Annotated in this window: 19 protein-coding genes and 1 pseudogene; 4 read left to right on the top strand and 16 right to left on the bottom strand. The window is 35.2% G+C overall.

Features of this window, described 5'->3' with window-relative positions; translation table 11 throughout:
• Nucleotides 1–3 precede the first annotated feature (3 nt).
• The 3 genes from TR08_RS05335 to TR08_RS30175 are packed head-to-tail and all read right to left on the bottom strand — an operon-like array spanning nt 4 to nt 3,388.
• Nucleotides 4–540 (bottom strand): 4Fe-4S dicluster domain-containing protein, encoded by a 537-nt coding sequence (locus TR08_RS05335; RefSeq protein WP_045516371.1) that lies wholly within the window; start codon nt 538–540, stop codon nt 4–6.
• Nucleotides 540–2,735 carry a molybdopterin-dependent oxidoreductase gene (locus tag TR08_RS05330; RefSeq protein WP_045516370.1) on the bottom strand — a complete coding sequence of 732 codons (2,196 nt, stop codon included), beginning with the start codon at nt 2,733–2,735 and terminating at the stop codon, nt 540–542. The genes TR08_RS05335 and TR08_RS05330 overlap by 1 nt, the downstream gene beginning before the upstream one ends.
• A 38-nt stretch (nt 2,736–2,773) precedes the next feature.
• Nucleotides 2,774–3,388, bottom strand: coding sequence for a TorD/DmsD family molecular chaperone (locus TR08_RS30175; protein ID WP_052427349.1), 615 nt, complete (start codon nt 3,386–3,388; stop codon nt 2,774–2,776).
• A gap of 316 nt (nt 3,389–3,704) precedes the next feature.
• Between TR08_RS30175 and TR08_RS05320 the strand changes: the two genes are divergently transcribed.
• Nucleotides 3,705–4,619 (top strand): 4Fe-4S binding protein, encoded by a 915-nt coding sequence (locus TR08_RS05320; RefSeq protein WP_045516369.1) that lies wholly within the window; start codon nt 3,705–3,707, stop codon nt 4,617–4,619.
• A gap of 599 nt (nt 4,620–5,218) precedes the next feature.
• Here the strand turns inward: TR08_RS05320 and TR08_RS33855 are convergent.
• The 8 genes from TR08_RS33855 to TR08_RS05280 form a co-directional block, all read right to left on the bottom strand.
• Nucleotides 5,219–5,500 carry a PH domain-containing protein gene (locus tag TR08_RS33855; RefSeq protein ID WP_045516367.1) on the bottom strand — a complete coding sequence of 94 codons (282 nt, stop codon included), beginning with the start codon at nt 5,498–5,500 and terminating at the stop codon, nt 5,219–5,221.
• Between the two features lie 427 nt (nt 5,501–5,927).
• Entirely contained in the window at nt 5,928–6,698 is a 771-nt protein-coding gene (locus tag TR08_RS05310; RefSeq protein WP_045516366.1) for a sugar phosphate isomerase/epimerase family protein, read from the bottom strand.
• An 80-nt stretch (nt 6,699–6,778) separates the two neighbouring features.
• Nucleotides 6,779–7,798 (bottom strand): Gfo/Idh/MocA family protein, encoded by a 1,020-nt coding sequence (locus TR08_RS05305; RefSeq protein ID WP_045516364.1) that lies wholly within the window; start codon nt 7,796–7,798, stop codon nt 6,779–6,781.
• Nucleotides 7,799–7,904: 106 nt separating this feature from the next.
• Complete coding sequence (locus TR08_RS05300) at nt 7,905–8,681, bottom strand: hydroxypyruvate isomerase family protein (protein ID WP_045516362.1); 777 nt, start codon at nt 8,679–8,681, stop codon at nt 7,905–7,907.
• A complete protein-coding gene (locus tag TR08_RS05295; protein ID WP_045516360.1) occupies nt 8,678–9,661 on the bottom strand; it encodes a Gfo/Idh/MocA family protein in 984 nt (327 codons plus the stop codon). The genes TR08_RS05300 and TR08_RS05295 overlap by 4 nt, the downstream gene beginning before the upstream one ends.
• Nucleotides 9,662–9,753: 92 nt before the next feature.
• Nucleotides 9,754–10,587: a carbohydrate ABC transporter permease gene (locus TR08_RS05290; RefSeq protein WP_045516358.1), complete on the bottom strand. Its 834-nt coding sequence runs from the start codon at nt 10,585–10,587 to the stop codon at nt 9,754–9,756.
• A gap of 20 nt (nt 10,588–10,607) precedes the next feature.
• Nucleotides 10,608–11,513: a carbohydrate ABC transporter permease gene (locus TR08_RS05285; protein WP_045516444.1), complete on the bottom strand. Its 906-nt coding sequence runs from the start codon at nt 11,511–11,513 to the stop codon at nt 10,608–10,610.
• Between the two features lie 138 nt (nt 11,514–11,651).
• Nucleotides 11,652–12,920, bottom strand: coding sequence for an ABC transporter substrate-binding protein (locus TR08_RS05280; RefSeq protein WP_045516356.1), 1,269 nt, complete (start codon nt 12,918–12,920; stop codon nt 11,652–11,654).
• Between the two features lie 366 nt (nt 12,921–13,286).
• Here TR08_RS05280 and TR08_RS30170 point away from each other — a divergent pair, with 366 nt between their 5' ends.
• The 3 genes and pseudogenes from TR08_RS30170 (at nt 13,287) to TR08_RS05270 (ending at nt 15,663) form a co-directional block, all read left to right on the top strand.
• Nucleotides 13,287–14,201: an AraC family transcriptional regulator gene (locus TR08_RS30170; RefSeq protein WP_193747681.1), complete on the top strand. Its 915-nt coding sequence runs from the start codon at nt 13,287–13,289 to the stop codon at nt 14,199–14,201.
• A gap of 959 nt (nt 14,202–15,160) precedes the next feature.
• Nucleotides 15,161–15,271: pseudogene (locus TR08_RS33850) on the top strand (IS3 family transposase); the annotation flags it as partial.
• 260 nt (nt 15,272–15,531) lie between these two features.
• Complete coding sequence (locus TR08_RS05270; RefSeq protein ID WP_238579087.1) at nt 15,532–15,663, top strand: LysM peptidoglycan-binding domain-containing protein; 132 nt, start codon at nt 15,532–15,534, stop codon at nt 15,661–15,663.
• Nucleotides 15,664–15,749: 86 nt separating this feature from the next.
• Here TR08_RS05270 and TR08_RS33845 read toward each other — a convergent pair whose 3' ends face one another.
• The 5 genes from TR08_RS33845 to TR08_RS05250 all read right to left on the bottom strand — a co-directional run.
• Nucleotides 15,750–15,854 (bottom strand): hypothetical protein, encoded by a 105-nt coding sequence (locus tag TR08_RS33845; protein ID WP_081954354.1) that lies wholly within the window; start codon nt 15,852–15,854, stop codon nt 15,750–15,752.
• A gap of 26 nt (nt 15,855–15,880) precedes the next feature.
• A complete protein-coding gene (locus TR08_RS30165; protein ID WP_052427346.1) occupies nt 15,881–16,336 on the bottom strand; it encodes a hypothetical protein in 456 nt (151 codons plus the stop codon).
• A gap of 129 nt (nt 16,337–16,465) precedes the next feature.
• Nucleotides 16,466–17,137 carry a hypothetical protein gene (locus TR08_RS05260; RefSeq protein ID WP_045516355.1) on the bottom strand — a complete coding sequence of 224 codons (672 nt, stop codon included), beginning with the start codon at nt 17,135–17,137 and terminating at the stop codon, nt 16,466–16,468.
• A gap of 225 nt (nt 17,138–17,362) precedes the next feature.
• A complete protein-coding gene (locus tag TR08_RS05255; RefSeq protein WP_045516353.1) occupies nt 17,363–17,716 on the bottom strand; it encodes a potassium channel family protein in 354 nt (117 codons plus the stop codon).
• Between the two features lie 275 nt (nt 17,717–17,991).
• Nucleotides 17,992–18,324: group II intron maturase-specific domain-containing protein (locus TR08_RS05250; protein ID WP_045516351.1), on the bottom strand; the 333-nt coding region annotated here is incomplete at its 5' end.

Raw genomic sequence — 18,324 nt, 5'->3', positions numbered from 1 at the left:
TCCTCACCTCACATAATAAATTTTCGATTTACCTAGATCTGGTCTTAATGGTTGTGCATTATGTTTGATAATTGCTTTAGATACTTCGCTGTTAGGGTCATCCAAGTCACCAAATATCCTTGCGTTACTTATACAAGTGGTAACGCAAGCCGGCTGCTTACCGTCAGCTACCAACTCCGCACAGAATCGGCACTTCTCTACTACTCCAGTTAAATGGTCCTGGGTTCTTGCCTGATATGGGCAAGCAACCATACAGTATTTACATCCTATACATTTTTCCGCATCCACTAGAACAATACCGTCTTCAGTAGTATATGTTGCTTTCGTAGGACAAACACTTTCACACGGTGCATCCTCACAATGTTGACATTGAACGGGGATTATTTCATTTTTTACATTTGGAAAAACCCCTGTCTCTTTTTCATGAAATTTGATAAAACTTACCTCTACCGGAAGTTCATTTTGCATTTGACAGCTAACTCGACAGGCATAGCAGCCGACGCATTTTCTCGTATCAATCATCATTCCATAACGTGCCATCAGCCCTTCACCTTCCTAACCTTAACTATGACCTCCTGAATATTTCCAGAACCGCTCCATGCTTCAAAATCAAATGGCACATGCTCCATATAGCCAAATCCCACGCCCTTAGCCGTCTTTTGATAATTGGATGTAATTCCGTAATGACTTGGTACAAAAATAGCTTCTGGATGGACTTTTTCTGTCACTTTTACATGAACCGTACTGGTTGCCTCGCTGGATTTCACCTCTACAAGGTCACCGTCCTTAATACCTAGTTCTCTTGCTCGAGCAGGATTCATCCAAATTCTTTCTAAATCATAATCCTTTGTGATTTGCATTAAAATCGGAATATTAGCGGTTTGTGTATGGCTGTGAATCGCTTGCTTCCCAGTAATGAGTCGGAAAGAATCTTGCTTCGGACTTACTTTCGGTTCTACCCATTTAACTACAGGTGAGAACCCTGCCTCTTTAAACTTATCACTATAAAACTCTACCTTTTTACTTGGAGTTTTTAATTCAGGCATTACTCCAAGCTCGATTGCTTTATCCGGGAACATGATGGTTCCTTTTTTTCGAAGTTCTTTATAAGTAACTCCTGTAGGTGCCAACATCGCTTCATTCAATTCATCAAGGGTGAAATTAAAATACTGGCCCACTCCACAAGCTTCAGCTAATTCTTTATAGATTACATCAATTGGTTTTGTTTTTGGATGGACCTTATCCACAATCTTCTGGCGAAGCGCAATTCCTGGTGTCTTACCAGAAAGCTCTTCAATTAACTCATCTCTTTCAATATAAGAAACATCTGGCAGGATATAATCTGCTAATAAAGCTGTTTCAGACATTTGAACATCAATCGCCACAACGAGATCTAATTTTGATAAAGCTTCCTTCATGTACTTTGGATTTCCATATCCAAGTGCGGCATTGGAATGATAAAAAATGGCCGCTTTCATCTTTCCTTCCATTGCCTCCTTAGCCACAATGGTAGCCACACCGTTATTGTAATAAGCAAGCGGGAACTCCTCGTATCCTGCTTTCTTAAAATCTGGCTCCTGTGGATTAGGATGTTTCTTCGAATCAAGATTACCTAACTTAGGTTTCCCTCCAAAAATGCTGCCTCCCTTTTGCTGCAGGTTACCAAGCATTGCATTAAATAAGGCAACCGCACGGCCCGTTTCTGTACTATTTTCATAGTTACAACCGAAAGCCCCGCGCCATGACTGTTCGATTAATGATTTCGGTTTGGCTTTCCCCATATCAATAGCAATTCTTGTAATGACATCGGCACTTATTCCTGTTAATTCTTCTGCCCATACAGGTGTATATTTATCAAGTTCGTTTGCGTATTCCTCAAAACCAATGGAATAATTGTTAAGGAACTCGATATCATGCAGGTTCTCTTTTACCAACACATGTGACATAGCAAGGACTAGGGCAAGATCTGTACCTGGACGAATGGCAAGCCATTCTGTTGCAAGATTACCCGTATTATTTAAACGAGGATCAACAATAACAATCTTTGCCCCACTATCTTTTGCTTCAGCAAGGGATTGAACAGAACTAGGACGGATAGCATCCCCATAACTCCTGCCAATAAACATAATGTATTTTGATGAACTAATATCTGCACTTGTAGCAGTTGTCCCTAACGTATGTAGAAATCCTGCATCACGCGAGTTAGAACATACTACATGGTGAGTATAGTAATTAGGGGATCCAAGTGCTTGAATAAATCTAGGTGAATAAAATTTACCAGTTGCTCGTGGGTCTTCTGTTAAAGAAATAGCACGAGGTCCATGCTCTTCAATAATTTTATTGAGTCTTTCAGCGATTTCTTTGTATGCCTGCTCCCAAGAGATTGGTTCGAATTTTCCCTCCCCAACCCTTTTTAATGGCTCAGTTATCCGATCTTGCGAATACACTAGGGTTGCATAACCATGACCTCTAGCACAAAGTTTTCCCTTTGAATAAGGATGATCTGGGTGACCAGATAATTTCCATAGACGCCCATTTTTTACATGTCCGATAATTCCACACTTACTTGAACAGCCATTGCAGGTGCTTGGTATTTCTTTAATTTCCGTAGATTCACTTGCTTTTACATATTGATTGGACCACTCATTAAAACTGGCTGTACCAGCTGTTGCTAATACCGCTGTTGCTGTAGATGCTTTTATAAAGCTTCTCCGTGATATTTTTGAATCAAGCATTCCGCCTTGCCCTCCTTTGTATATTTCATATTTAGAAACTATTTATTTGCCGGTAATCTCTTCAGAGTATCTAGGATATACTCAAGATACCTGGTAACCTGTAGATAAAACTGATTTCCTGACTGTTCTCTTAATCTATCTTCAAAATCACCAAGCCAATCAAAGTGATCAGCCAAAAACTGAAATGCTAATTCCTTATTACCATGTGAGATAAAGTATCCTAATAGTTCAAGAAGGATACTTATATGATCCGGCATATTCCTATATTCCTCAGGTATTTCAATATCAAATTTCTCTAATATATAATGGATATGCAGTGCAGAGTCACCAAACAAATATCCCTTGCTCCTCGCAAATGGGAGATGACAGATTCGATCAGCCGTCCATTCTTTATAAATCGATTCAACCGGGAGAACCTTTCCCCCTAGACTCTCTAAATAGATTTCTTGCAAATACTGTAAATCTTTCGGTAATTCCGTAATTTCTATTAGACTATCAGCTTCAGTTATTATGGATTCACATACTTTTAGTTCATTAAATAGTCTGTAACTACTAATATCCTCCCAGATCTCAATGTCAGGATATTTGTAAAGGTCCGCCATGATATATAAAAGCTGGGAAACTGCTTGCCCTTGATCTATGTTTGTATTCAATGTTCCACCCCTCTTATTCATCATAAGAATAATTACTACATCATAACTATAGGGAAAGAAACATTGTGAAACAATAAACAAACAGTGAATTTTAAGCTTAAAAGTGATGAGGGATTTCCCCTATGTTTACTAACTAATAAAATAATTTGTGTGCATTTACAGTAATAAAGCAGCTAAAGAGCCTGTTAAAAAGAGGTTTGACAACTTTTATATATGAACAATTTGTTATATTTCTTTGGTAATTTAGAGAACTTGAATGTATTTCAGATCGATAGAGGTAAAATAAAGGAAGATTACGATAAGAGGGTGACAAAAGATGTCGCTTTTAGCCAATTGGCTTGAAAGTCTTAGCTACGAATTGAATGCTACCAACCAATGCCTAAGAAAAATTAGTCCCTATAGCACCTGTACAGTGTGTTTTGATACTTGTAAGACACAAGCAATTACCTATGTAAAGAATGGTTTAGAAATTAACTCTCAACTCTGTAACGGCTGCAGCAGCTGTCTAACTAATTGTCCAGTTCAAGCAATTGAAGGTCAATCTCCTACTAGGAAGGTTTTAGAAGATATTTTATATCTCGATGAGGGGGCACTGCCAACAGAAAATGAATTGCTATATTTATATAAAAATGGAGTCCGAAAAATTTCAAAAACTACATTAGAGGAGAACCTTGAACAGATTATAGCGGGTACAAATGAAATACTAAATCAAATGGAAATGGAACCAATTATTATAGGTGAATTTGTTGAAAATGCGCACTCCACTGAAAAAAAACTGTCAAGGAGAGACTTCTTTAATAAGCTTTCATCTGATAGTAAAAAAATAGTTCTTTCATCTGCCACCCCAATAAAATGGCGCTTCAATCAAAGTAATTTTAACCGGGCAAAGATGTTTGAAGGCTGGTCCTTTTACTCTATTCTTTTAGATAAAGAGTCTTGCACTTTATGCGAGACCTGTTTTCGCTTATGTCCTGCTGGAGTATTCCTAATTGATGGAGACCATCTTACAATCGATAATGGAAAATGTGTAGGATGTACTCTCTGCTCTAATGTGTGCAGGCATAACTCTATAAAAATTGATTCAGAGATAGGCAAGACTAAAATCTACAGTTACCCTATTGTTAAAAAAATATGTAAGAATTGTGGGGGTACTTTCAACTCCTGTGAAGATGAACAACACTGCTTCACCTGTAAGTCTAGTAAAGAAAACAGTATATTGAACTTCCTATAGTCCCTCTAAACTAGTTTTTACTTGATTGCGAGATTATACCGAGCCTTTAGTATTGTTTTTCTTAAAAGGTTCATAAATTCACAACAATACAAAAATACCCCACAGGGTTTATATTGTATAATATAAGCAGGTGGCAAAAAGGTTGTTCTTTTTCTACTTAGTTAAATTTTATATATTGTTATGAAGTTCCGTAATAATTCGCACAATCAGCGTCGAATCGATGTCCTACACAGTTTACGGTAAATCACTGTTCCAGTCTTAGTTCATCTTTTACGGTTTTATTATAGTAAAAACACATGCCATTTCCCATCAGGAGATAACACATCAATATCAAAGCTCTCTTCTTGATTTACTCACCTATTTCAACTCCCTTATTACATTGTTTACTATTCACAATATTTAACATCTACTTTAATTCATCTATATTCACCTGCTTGGTTGCAAAATAAAAAATCATCATTAATGACAGCTCTATTACGCAAATATAACTGAACTACCATTTTTATTGATAATTCAAAACTTTCCTTACCAAAACAATAAAAAATAGCTAGGCTCAGAGCCTAGCTATTACTATTAGGTAGCTTTTATTGTTGATTTGTTTAAAATAATGTTACCACCTTTTTCATTTGTTCTTGATTGAACATCTCATCAAATTCTAATTTTCTTTTGCCGTACTGGATCCGAAGACCTCTTTCTAATAAACCGTCTTTAAACCAATTAACATTAATGATAGTTTGGTAACGGAATTTATCTATAAAATTAAGATTCTTTCTTAAAAATAGAACTCTTTTGTTAGTAGGGATTAAGTATCCTTTAACTTTTTTCTTGCTTGATTTATCAAACTCACAGAAAATAAAGGTTAAAGATCTTGGCGTAATCATTTGCCAAGATTGATGGGCATGTGGAGGTACCCCTTATAGTAATAACCTTTATATTTCTGGAGAATTATTCATATACTAGACTCATTCTCTCCTCTTCGATTTCAACTTTACTAATCTCCATTGGAGAAATTTGATCTTTAGAATACGCCTTTAAACGAATTTGAAAATGGAAATTTTCATTTTTCAGCTTATATTGCTTAAGCACATCGGGTTCGCAGCTGGCAGAACCAAGACCGTGCCTAAAAATTCGTAGCTTGATTCTTCCCATGTTAATGGAACAGTAATTTCGTTTGAAAATTGATTATGTTTATATCATTTTTCTTTTACTCATCTAACATCGTCATCAAAGGCAAAACTCCATTGATCGTTTAGGTTCGTCCATGTTTTTCGAGTAAAGTTTGGTCTTGGATATTCCTTGGAATAGATGTCACTTTACAGTCCTCTTATTTATAAAGTTATTTAGGATATTTACATTATTAGCAAGACTTTCATAAGGATCACGCTCAAACTCTTCTTGCTCAACAGTAAACCACTCAATATTAAATTCATTTCCTAATTTAATCAGTGCTTCAAAATCTATTTGACCATTACCAATTTCTGTTCCCATTTTTTTACCGTTTACAATTTTCAAATCTTTCATATGCAAGGACACAACTCGGTCTTTATATTTTTCAATGATGACAAAAGGATCCTGGTTAGCAAAGGCTGCCCAATAACAATCTAGTTCAACTTTTACATGTTCTGGATTAGTATTTTCAAAAAGTAGATCAAATACTGTCTTGTCTCCTATTCTGTCAAACTCAAAATCATGGTTGTGATAACCAAATAGAAAGCCAGAGCTTTTGCACGTTTCACCAATATGATTCAATGTTTCAGCTGCCTTCTTATAATCATCTTCTGACAATCTCATTTCTTTTGGGAGACCCGGACATATGAGTAAATTGTTTTCAAGTGTGTGATGATAGTCAAACGTTTTTAATAATTCATCACCCAAGAGTTGATTGATTCCAACATGTGCCCCAGCAGTTTTCATACCATTTGAGTCCATTACCCGTTTCACTTCTTGAGCAGGCGTTTGAAAAAAACCTGCAAATTGAATTGCACCATATCCAAGGTCAGCAACTTTTTGGACCGTTCCCAAAAAGTCTTTTTCAGCATCTTGCCATACCGAAAACAATTGCAAGCCAATAATACTCATTAGCATACCTCCAAAATTTCATTGATTACGATCGGCTCTGTTTAACATCACCGCTCTTATTTTATGGGGTTGGGTTCGAATTAAACTTCTACACTAGCTGTGGTTAATTGAGCTATTTCAATTCTTCGACCTTGTTCATTTGATAAACTAGCAGCTTGATTTATTAATGTTAAGGTAAGAAAATCATTTTCATCAAGAGTTGGTTTAGTATTTTCAAGAATGTCAGATACCCATTGATTAAGTGGCATTGCCAGTGGTTCAGGTAATTGCTCAGGAACTTTCCAACCTTCCCCTAATTTTTTACTTTTCAAACGAATATTTTGATCCTCAATTAGCAAAGTCCCTTCTGTTCCATATAATTCAAGTTGGAAAGGAGAGCCATTTGATAGAAAACCAGTTTCAAGTGTCCCAAGTACACCTGATTCATATTCAACAATGACAACTGCATTATCATCTACGTCATATCCTAACGTTTTTTGTAATCTTGCAGTCACAGCCTTTGCAGATCCTGCTAAACGATTTGTTAAATAAATCGGGTGTGCTCCAAGGTCAATTAAGGCACCGCCGCCACACACCTCTTTATTAAAAAAGTGTTTTGGCAGCCATCCATTTGGATGTCCTTCATAAGGAACAGCACCATTATGTGACAATCGACAACGAATAGAAGTAAGTTTTCCAAGCAATCCTTTATCAAGTACATCTTGAGCATACAAATAATAATTTTCCGTTAAACGAGGTAAAGAGACCATTAACTTAACTCCGTTTTCCTTTATAACAGAAAAAATATTTTCACAATCCCCATACGTAATCGCTAACACTTTTTCTGTGAAAATATGTTTTTTATGTTTTGCAGCAAGTATAATAATTTCCTTATGAAGATTTGTAGGTGCATCTATAATTACAGCATCTATTTCGGGATCTTCTAACACCTTTACTAAATCTTTTTCAAAAGGGACTCTAAGCTTTTGGGCCCACTCATTTCCGCGTTCAGCAATTTCATCCCAAACTACTTTAATCGTTATGTTTTCATTTTGCTTCGCTTGATGAGCATAATCATCCGCATGTACATGCCATTTACTTAACAAGGCGACATTTATCATAAGTGAATAACTCCTTATTCAAATTAGAATTTTTTTTCGCATATGGTAAGGCTTGGTTGTAAAAAACAATTTATGTGTATAGGTTTTTAGCTGTCAATCGAAACATCTATACTGTCAATGTCTCCACATTTCTTAAAATAGTTTGTTTAAACTCCACTAATGCTTCGTCTGTATCAATTGTATACCCACATTCTAGACCTACATATCCATCAAAACCTGTTTCTTTTATGGCATTTAAGATGTTGATATAGTTCAACTCACCTGTACCTGGCTGATTTCTACCAGGATTATCAGCGATATGATAATGACTAATTCTATCAATATAGTTTTTTGCATTTCGGATGACATTGCCTTCTGAGATTTGTTGATGATAAACGTCAAATACCAGCTTTACATTTGGACTATTTACTTGATCTATGACGGAAACTGCCTCATCCGAATATTGAAGAAAGTGTCCTTTATGGTCAACTAAACCATTTAGTGGTTCAACTTCTAAGATAATTCCAGCTTTTTCACAAAGAGGTGCGCACTGCTTTAAGGTTTCAACCATCGCTTGTTGTTGTGTTTTACGAGGAATACCATCGATTACATTTCCTGTTTGAGTAATAATCGACTTTGTTCCTAGTATATTACAAGCCTGGATTGTTTGCTTCAGGCCATCTATATATTCTGCGCGTCTCGTTTCATCTACTAAATTAAAGAATTTTGTGCAAGTAGCAATAATTCCTACCCCAATTCGTTCTTGTTCCTTAGCAACCTCTTTAATATTTAAATCCCACCAGCCATAATACTCTAGACCGTTAAATCCATGTTCTTTTATTTTTTCAAGATGATAAATAACATCTTTTCCTTTGTAAGCTCCTATGCAAAGAGAGTATTTCATGTATGTGACAACTCCTTCAAATTAATTGGTTTTCCAATTTCCGCAGACTTATTTGCTGCTAACGTTACATTATGAGTAATCAGCGCATCTCGATAATCAGATAAAATCTTTGAAGAATCTCCTGTAAGAACTGCGTTAATGAAGACTTCATCTTCTACAAAATATGGACTAACTGTTTCTTTATACTCTGTTACAGTATCAGCTTTGATATCTTTCAGACCTGCACTGCTGATTTCGAGTATTCCCTGATCTGTATATAAATCTAGACCAACTTTATGCCCTACCGGAGATATACACGTATTAGAGATCGTGGCAATACTGCCATTTTCTAATTTCATTGTTACAGTCCCAACATCAGCAACTGTTGTACCTTCTACCTTTTCATGCATAACTCGCTGACTGTATGCAGCAAAAACTTCAACGACCTCACCACTAAGATATCGCAATAAATCAACAATATGAGTGGTTTGTTCAACGAACTGACCACCTGATTCAGTTAGAACTCTCCACCATGGTACCATAGGCATACCACCCATCCAATATCCTAACGACATTCCTAGTTTTCGTTCATTTAGTAAATCAAGTGCCCTTCTTGTTGCTTCCTGATATCGCCAATGAAAACCTACAGAGGTAATAATCTTTTTTTGTTCGATCTTTTTAAGAATTTCTGTCGGTCGATTGTCAATTCCAAGTGGCTTTTCAACAAGAAATGGGATCCCTCTTTCAATCACTGCGTTCTCCGCTTCTCCATGTGCCATTGGCGGGACACATATGTAAACTGCATCAAGCTGACGATCATCTAACATTTCATTTACATCGGTGTAAGCTTTTGCACTCGTCCATGCTTGAGCCTCCTTTTGGGCTTTCTCGAAATTAATATCAAAAAATGCTGTTACATCTGCTTCCTGAATTTTCGCTAAATTATTTAAATGCGCCTTTGCTATACCACCAGTACCGATAAAACCGACTTTTAAAGTCAAAAGAATCTCCTCCTAATTAATGATAAAATCCATCAAACCATTTTCTTCGAATTCTGTGCTTCCTCCTTCCTAGTGAAGCAAAAGAGTAACCCCTAATCTTTTATCGCACCTGCTGCAATCCCTGAAATAAACTGGCGACTGACAAACATAAATATTATTATTAATGGAAGAGTAGCTAATAACGTACCCGCCATTACTAATCCGTAGTCTGTGTTGTAAATTCCATTTAGTTGAGATAATGTTACTTGTAATGTGTATTTAGCTGGATCATTTAAAACAACTAACGGCCATAAATAATCATTCCATACACTTATAAACGAGAATATTCCTAAGAAAGCAAAAGCAGGTCTTAAAATCGGTAAGCCTATGTTCCAATAAAGTCTAAAATGATTACACCCATCTAATCTGCCGGCATCTAGCAGGCTATCGTGAATCGCTTCTTCAGAATATTGTTTCATCCAAAATATTCCAAATGCATTTGCTAAGCCAGGGATTATGAGAGCTGGAAACGTGTTTACCCAACCCATCTTTGAAATCATAATGTATGATGGAACAAACGAAAGTTGTGATGGAATCATCATCGTAATCAATAGTAAGGTAAAGAGAATCTTTTTCCCTGGAAACTGAAACTTTGCAAATGTAAACCCTGCGAGTGAACAAAAGAATAAAATGGCGACAGCTGATGTAGTAGATACAAATAATGTGTTTAAAAAGGATTTAAAAAAATCTACATTTTGCAGAACATTATTGATATTCGTAAAAAACTCATTCCCAAAGATTAACTTAGGTGGGAACTTTAATATGTCGCTTGTCTTATTCGTAGACATAACTATTAACCAATAAAATGGAAAAATTGAAATAAATACTCCTATCAATAATAGGAAGTGTAATGCTATATTTTTGAGTCTTGAAAACTTTCCATTCATTCATAATCACCTCTCTAACTTTACTTTGCTCCAGTTTTTTGAACGATTTTCCAATTAAGTAATGAAAACAGAGCAATTATGCCAAATAGTACCCAAGATACAGCCGATGCATATCCATATTGATTGTCAACAAATGCCTGTTTATACATATACATCGTAATTGTTACACCTGCACCACCTACACCACCAGAATTTCCGAGTAAAACCTGTGGTTCGGTAAATAGCTGCATCGAACCAATCGTAGTCATTAAAACTGTAAATAGAATAATAGGTCTTAAGAGTGGAATTGTAATATGAAAAAACATTTGAACAAGATTAGCACCATCTATTTTCGCTGCCTCATATAAAGTGTTTGGGATGCTTTGTAATCCAGCTAAATAAATAATTGCGTTATAGCCTGTCCATCGCCAAATCACCATAGATGCAATAACAACTTTAATTAATATGCCTGAGTTTAACCATTCAACTGGATTTAAGCCAATCATCGTAAATACATAGTTTAGAAGTCCAAAGTGGTTTCCAAAGATCGATTTAAAAATAATCGTAACTGCTACAATTGATGTAACATTCGTCACAAAAAATGCTGTACGATAAAATCCTTTGAATTTCAACAATGGTGTATTAAGTAGAAAGGCAATAACTAATGCTCCGAACAGCATTGGGATTGTTGATAGGAACCATATGGCAAATGTATTTCCTACAGACTGCCAAAAGGTTGTATCTGTTAATAAATATGTAAACTGCTTAAGACCAACAAACTCCATCTTTCCTAGTCCAGACCATTTATGGAAAGACAAATACAACGAAAAGAAAATCGGGAACAACCCAAAGATTAAAAATAAGATGTAGAAAGGTGATATAAAAAGATAGAGAGCTCGATTTTTATAGACTTTACGCCATAAACTTCCTTTACCAACTGGTTTCATATACTGGACGTTATTTGTTACTTCTTGGGTATTAGTAGCATTCATTTAGTACCTCCTCAATTTACATATGGTCAAGGAAAGTACTAGGTTCAGACATTAATAGCCACTTCACCTAGTACTATACTTTTTTAGTTTTGATTAACGTGAAAGTTTTTTTTCAACCTGTTTTTGAACGTCGTTCCAAGCCTTTTCAGAATCAAGATTTTGATTTGCAACATTCGTTAATTGATCTGAGAACAATGAATTAACGGTATCGTAATTAGCACCAAAATAAAGTGGTTTTACATTTTTGGCTGCTTGACTAAAGATTTCGGTCGTATTTTGATTTCCAAAAAACTCTTCTTTACTACTCATTATTGGATCACTGTAAACACTAGGTGTAGATGGAAATAAATCCATTGTTTTATATGATTGTAGTTGATTTTTTGGGTTCATCAACCAGCTAATAACCTTGTAAGCTTCCTTCGGATGTTTTGAACTTTTTGGTATCCCCAAGAAAGACCCTCCGTGATTCCCATCTCCGCCTGGTGCACGAGCGATACGCCATTTACCTGCAGTATCCGGTGCAGCATCCTCCAAGACTTTTTTCATCCATACAGCACCTATAAATGAGGCAATTTCTCCGTTATTCATTGATGCATTCCATTCTGTTCCATCTACTAAATTGGCACTTAAGCCCTTTTCATTTACTTTCCATGCAATATCCCAGGCCTTTTTGACATTTCCACCATCACCAATAAATTTTTCAGATTTATCAAAGTAGACGCTGTCACTTTGGCCTAAATATTGAGTAAATACCCTATTAATACTATCGAACATCTTAACTCCTGTTGCAGCTTTTACTTTTTCACCAGCTTCTATGTAATCTTCCCAAGTAGTAAGTTGAGCAGAAACTTCTGCTGGGTCTGTAGGTAACCCTGCCTTCTTAAAAATATCTTCTCTATAGAATAAAGCAGTTGGGCCAATATCAATTGGTAATGCGATTAACTTTTTATTATCTGGTGTTACTGCATAATTCCATTTCCAGTCTAAATATTGGTTTTTTATGTCACTAGCACCTAGATCAAGTAAATTTACAAATTGATCAGCATGTGGAATGTACCTAGCAGCCCCGTTCATTCCAACAATATCAGGTGCCCCAGATCCACCTGCAGCTAATGCTGCATCTACCTTTGTTTCATATGAATTACCATCAATTTTTTGAGCTACGAGGTTTATGTTTGGAAATTGTTCCTTTGCTTTTGCCAATAAATTATCATCGAGCGAACGATTCCAATACCAAAGGGTAACCGTTACCTTTCCATCACTATCCTTTCCACCTGAACTAGACTGCGAGGTACTACTGCAGCCAACCATCAAAAAAACAAATGATAACACTAAAAGAAAGCTGAATTCTTTTCTTAACATTTCCATGTCCCCCTATTTAAATGTAATAATTACTTACTACTCGAATATCAGACTACCTAATCACCCCTTTAATAGAAGAAAATGCCAACCACTTTTGTATGCGTTTTCAAAGAATTGTTCAATAATTCGAGATCACCTCGGTAATAAGTGAAAAATTGAATATTATTAATCTTGTCTATGCAACAAAAGGCAAAAATGAACATAAGATTGGACAATTTGAACACGTTAACTAAAGTGGAGATTACCTTGGCTATTTGTAAAATTTGTATTATTATGAATATTATTATAGTATTTATCTAATCTAAGCATCAAGAGGCTATATTGAACATAAAATTGGACAATTTGAACATGAAAGGACGATTTCTCATGAAAGAATTACCAATGCGTTTTGTTACTTCTATGGATTTGATCCCGTTACAAGTTTATTCCGTAGGTTCCGACCATCAGAGAGCGACCCACCGACCTGTAGGTTTTTCTGCAACTCAAGTTTTCATAACTCTTAGTGGTAGTGGGAGATTTCGTATTAACGAGAATAATGACCTAGTTGTAAAAAAAAATCAGGCATTGATCATTTATGAAGGAGTCCCACACGAATATTTTCCGATAACAGAAGAACCTTGGATTGTTGGTTGGATCTCTTTTCGAGGAGCATCTGTTTCAACTATGCTTACTAGTATGAACTTTCATAATGGTGAGCTATTACTTTTTAATCATTTTGAGCAACTATGGAAATTAGTTGAACAAATTTGGCTTTTAGCTAAGACTAATAGCACCGAGGAACTATGGGAAATTTCTAAGTTACTCTATTCATTTCTATTAGAATTAAGAAAGCAGACAACTTCTTTTTCCCGTCAAACTCCAAAAGTAAATGACGCTATCCCTTGTAAAGCAATTCTCGATCATGTTACTAATATTTTAAGAGAACATTACACACAACCTCTTCAATTATCAGAAGTGATAAAATCTTCAGGCTACTCGCATCAACATATTAATCGGCTCTCTCGTCAATTCTATGGCGTCACCCTAAACCAATACTTACAAAATCTACGTATTTTACATGCAGTTGATTTAATTGAACGCAATAAACATATTACTCTAAGTGAGATAGCTGAAGATCTCGGCATGGACAAGAGATATTTTACTAGATTTTTCAAAAAAAATATGGGGATATCAACCGGAGAATTCAAGCGTGTGGCACAAACCCTACCAGAGCAGGAAAGGGCGGCAAGGATGTTAGCAGGGGAACTTTTACCTGGTGAGGGGGTTTTGGGAAAAACCTGATCATTAAGCATATAGCCAATATAATCTCGATACAATTCAGTTATCACCTCATCGTTAGTGACATCCCCACCTAAGTAATCATTGAGATAATGAAAGTGTTCATAATAACCTTGGATTGTTGTATTTGCTAAACCCTATGTCTGCTTAATAGTCATAAATCACTCAAACATTTCAAACAAGGTCATCTTTTGTTCTGTTTTTTAAAGCGGTTAATATTCTGTGTACTTCTTGATCCTTTTCGTTGAGTTTTCCTAACTGTTTGCATAAAAAAATCCACCCTTTCATTCATAATTTGGTGTATTTGACACAATAGTACCCCTAAAATCAGTCGCACTATTACTTCCTAATTTTTAGAAAAAATACTGGTGACATTTCACTCGTAAATCACAGTATAAACTGTTTATAATATACATACAAAAAACAGCTTAAACACTTGATATCACTTAGTTTGGTTGGCGGGACTGCGTGGGAATCGAAACCACCAGACCTGGTACGCAGATCTCAAGCAGTTTTGAAGTTATTGGGAAGGTGTTATTTAAAGTGATTTTTAGTTTTCATTAGTGATTCTGAATCCTTGATTTTAAAGGGTTTATGGTCTAATAAATGTTATTTAATTACTTCTCTTTATCATTAATTATTTTTAGTATGTTACCAAAGTGTGACCAATTTTATCAATGTAAACGGATCAATTATTACTCCTCATTTTTATATTACCGACTACTCAGTAAACCTATTTCTCAAGGTTTACTGAGTTTTACTTTTTTCTGTGTTCAGCTAATCTTCACTTCTTAGAATACTTTAATGATTTAGTAGGAAAAACGTAATGAACACTTCTAGAAGCTTTCAAATCATCATAACTAATTATATTTTTCCTTGGGTCAGGAACTTTACATTCTGCGATATAGAAGTGTACCCCTTTTGGGGAATTTAGAACCTTGAGGTAAACTAAAACAGAGGAAGAATTAATACAAGCAATAGAGACATTTATGTATGACTACAATTATAAAAGATTCCAAAAACGACTAAACCACCGTGCTCCTGTTGAATATCGGATCACGATGGCTGCATAGTCTTTTTTAGAACTGTTTACTTGACGGGTGTAAGTCCACTTATGCTAGTCTTTTTATGTAATCAAACTGTAACATTAATCAAATTTACATTTCTGTTTTGCCAGATATAAATGTATAAGATTCAGAGATAAACAGAATGAATCAAATACATTTAGGAGCGTGCAAAACCTATTAAGAAACTAATTGGAACTATGACATTAGCGACGTTATTACTAATTGGCAATCCGACTTTTGCGTATACAGTTGAAGTTGGGGACACAATGAGTGAAATTGCAGAGGAGAATGGTTTAACCTTGCAAGAACTCTCAAAGGCTAACTCACAAATCCAAAAAATCAATTTGATTTATGTTGGTCAGAAACTTAATACTATTGCTTCTTCTGAAATCATATAAAAAATGGTTGGTACATAATCGTTTTATATTATGTATCACCCTTTTACTTCTTGTTCAACAAAAGCACCCGTTACTTGAATAAGAAATTAAAAAAGTTGCTTCTTCAATTGCCCAAAAATGCCCCAATAAACTTCCATATCTGATACCTCTAAGTTGCTTGTCTTATCTTCACCACCTAAAAACAAAAGCACCTTGTATCCAACACAATTGCTATGTACTAAGGACTGGCTATTTTCTTTTTTCCATTCATAAAAAAATCAATTGCTAAAGCTGCATCTGGGTATTTAACAAGTTCCTCTTCGTGGAAAGAGAGAAAAGTTGAAGGAATTTCAAGTGCTTCACCAGTACCAGGTTCAAGCATCAATATCATCGGTTCACCCTCAATTCTCCTTGTAAAATCTAATGCAAAGTGTCTTCCTAGCCAATCGTAAGAAAAGCAGAAAATTTTATTTGTATAGGATGGAAATGTTTCAAATACGATGTTATTCCACTTATCTAGTTCATTTGTTTTATGTACACTATACAAGCCTTCTTTAAAAGTTTGACCTTGAAACGCCTTCATAAATGTTACTGCACCGAACGACTGATTCAATATAGCTAGGTGACTTTCTTTAAGTTCTGTATCAAAATCTTTGAATTTTACATCAAATGTTGAACAAAATTTATCGAACATTTAAAGCCTCCAAAAGAGATTTTATTCCTTTTATTGTACCATTTCTTGTTAAACCAACCTGCTTCGTTACTTGAATAAAAAAAGGCCTTACTCCTTATTAAAGTAAAGCACCCGTTCAATAACAATTAGTTAGTAAATATATCTAAAAGTCTCATATTTTCCATACTTGATAACAGTTTGTAATTCTTCTCCACCGTTTTTATCATTTAACAAAGCATCCATCTTATCTTCGGTAATATTGTAATGCCTCTTATCCAGAAAGCCTACACTTCGGATTGTTGGATGGTCTAAAATTGGTGATAAGTCACCATCTAACACATTAGTATCAACAAATCTAAAGTCAATAAGGTTAGGAAATTGATTTAAAAAATTCAAATTCTCAAGATTACCGCAAGAATTAAGGCATAGGACCCGAAGATTTTTCAGAGAGAATAATTCTTCATTTGGTACAAATTTCTTTGATTGTTTAATATGTAAATGTTCTAGTGTTTCCGCTAAGCTAGACAAACCAAAATCGTTTTGTAATTTAGTACAATAATGTACTTCTAAACGCTTTAATTTATTCATTTTTTCTATCCCAAGGAAATCTTGTATATTGGACCAGATTAATTCTAGATAGAGGAGATTTTCAGGAATACCAACAAAGTTGCCCATCTTATTCTTTTTATGATGCCAAAGAGTTAAATATTCAATGTTTTCAAGCTGCATCTCATTTAATTTATCTTCTTTTAAGTTTAAGTAAGCTTTTAGATTATCTGGTATTTGTTCAAACCAAATCGTATTATTTCTCCAGTTATCCATTTGTATCGCCCCTCAATCCGCCCTTATTTATTTGATTTTATCATTTCGACTTATTAAACTAAACTGCTTATTTAGTTGAACAACAAAAAAAACGATGCTTTCTAAAAGCATCGCTACCCTTTACTTTAAGTGCAAATTCACATTCTTATTGAAATGTAATAGTTGAAAAAAACTAACATTGAAGGCTTAGCCTTTTTTATTTCACCATTTAGAAAAAAACCTTTATTACTTTTTATTCCCTCTTTTTTCTTCCAACCTTTCAAAATCTGCAACTGCAAGACCAACCCTAATTAACACCATTAGCATAACACCCATTCCGACAACTAGATAAATCATAGTAAACCACTTACTTAAATCCGTTTGTGGTATCAAACCTGTGCTTACACTAGTTGGTATCAAACTAGTAAAAGCAAAGTAAAACGAATCAAATAAAGTCCAACCTTCTACTCCTTTATAAAACATTGTGCCTGAAAGTATTATGAGTGCTAAAGTTGCAAGAAGTGATCTAAATAATGGTTCTTTCATGATTCGAAAAACAGCCACCAGTAATCTTTTTAAAGTTAAAAAAAATGAAATCATCTTACATACCCTCACTGTACCCACTTAAGTTGTTCTTTTATTTCTATCATAATTATATTCTTATTAGGCTTGTTAAACAAACCTGCTTCGTTAGCACAATAAGAAAAAGGCTGCCGCAGCAACCTGATCTTAAAGTAGTCGAGTAGAAGGGAGCCTTTCTACCTTGCGGTAAATTGGACTCCACCCTCCGGGTAGAAAGGTCGCCTGATTGGCGACTCAAACCCCCACAGAACCCGGCGTGCGGATTTCCCGCACCGGGCTCTTCAGAAATTGCTTCACAGTTTTGCGTACATTTTCAATTCAGAAAATGGAATTGAGAGTTTAGGACGCTCTAGAGGGAATATCAATTTAATATAATTAAACTTTTCCCATGTTACATAGCTCTTTTGACTTCTACTACTCAACATTTTCTTCCAGTATCGTTCCGTAATTTTATAGATTTTAGTTATTGACCTAAGATTACCAGCCATTCCGTAGTAATTATAATGACCCCTAAGAATTTGATTTATCTTTTCAGCTTGGTGTTTTATTGGCCAATGTCTGATAGTACGAAGTACTTCTTGAATTTTGTTTAAGCTTCGTTTAAATCTGGTCTTTTCGGTTTTCCT

Origin of the sequence: Neobacillus niacini, from assembly GCF_000759675.1 — a bacterium.
Taxonomy (GTDB): domain Bacteria; phylum Bacillota; class Bacilli; order Bacillales; family Cytobacillaceae; genus Neobacillus; species Neobacillus niacini_A.
Note: the sequence above shows the minus strand (reverse complement) of the source record. Positions and strands in the feature narration are given on the sequence as shown.

Excerpts from the sequence above, each read along its gene's own strand:
- TR08_RS05335 (WP_045516371.1), bottom strand. The coding sequence starts at position 540 with ATGGCACGTTATGGAATGATGATTGATACGAGAAAATGCGTCGGCTGC.
- TR08_RS05330 (WP_045516370.1), bottom strand. The coding sequence starts at position 2,735 with ATGCTTGATTCAAAAATATCACGGAGAAGCTTTATAAAAGCATCTACA.
- TR08_RS05320 (WP_045516369.1), top strand. The coding sequence starts at position 3,705 with ATGTCGCTTTTAGCCAATTGGCTTGAAAGTCTTAGCTACGAATTGAAT.
- TR08_RS33855 (WP_045516367.1), bottom strand. The coding sequence starts at position 5,500 with ATGATTACGCCAAGATCTTTAACCTTTATTTTCTGTGAGTTTGATAAA.
- TR08_RS05310 (WP_045516366.1), bottom strand. The coding sequence starts at position 6,698 with ATGAGTATTATTGGCTTGCAATTGTTTTCGGTATGGCAAGATGCTGAA.
- TR08_RS05305 (WP_045516364.1), bottom strand. The coding sequence starts at position 7,798 with ATGATAAATGTCGCCTTGTTAAGTAAATGGCATGTACATGCGGATGAT.
- TR08_RS05300 (WP_045516362.1), bottom strand. The coding sequence starts at position 8,681 with ATGAAATACTCTCTTTGCATAGGAGCTTACAAAGGAAAAGATGTTATT.
- TR08_RS05290 (WP_045516358.1), bottom strand. The coding sequence starts at position 10,587 with ATGAATGGAAAGTTTTCAAGACTCAAAAATATAGCATTACACTTCCTA.
- TR08_RS05285 (WP_045516444.1), bottom strand. The coding sequence starts at position 11,513 with ATGAAACCAGTTGGTAAAGGAAGTTTATGGCGTAAAGTCTATAAAAAT.
- TR08_RS05280 (WP_045516356.1), bottom strand. The coding sequence starts at position 12,920 with ATGTTAAGAAAAGAATTCAGCTTTCTTTTAGTGTTATCATTTGTTTTT.
- TR08_RS30170 (WP_193747681.1), top strand. The coding sequence starts at position 13,287 with ATGAAAGAATTACCAATGCGTTTTGTTACTTCTATGGATTTGATCCCG.
- TR08_RS05270 (WP_238579087.1), top strand. The coding sequence starts at position 15,532 with ATGAGTGAAATTGCAGAGGAGAATGGTTTAACCTTGCAAGAACTCTCA.
- TR08_RS30165 (WP_052427346.1), bottom strand. The coding sequence starts at position 16,336 with ATGTTCGATAAATTTTGTTCAACATTTGATGTAAAATTCAAAGATTTT.
- TR08_RS05260 (WP_045516355.1), bottom strand. The coding sequence starts at position 17,137 with ATGGATAACTGGAGAAATAATACGATTTGGTTTGAACAAATACCAGAT.
- TR08_RS05255 (WP_045516353.1), bottom strand. The coding sequence starts at position 17,716 with ATGATTTCATTTTTTTTAACTTTAAAAAGATTACTGGTGGCTGTTTTT.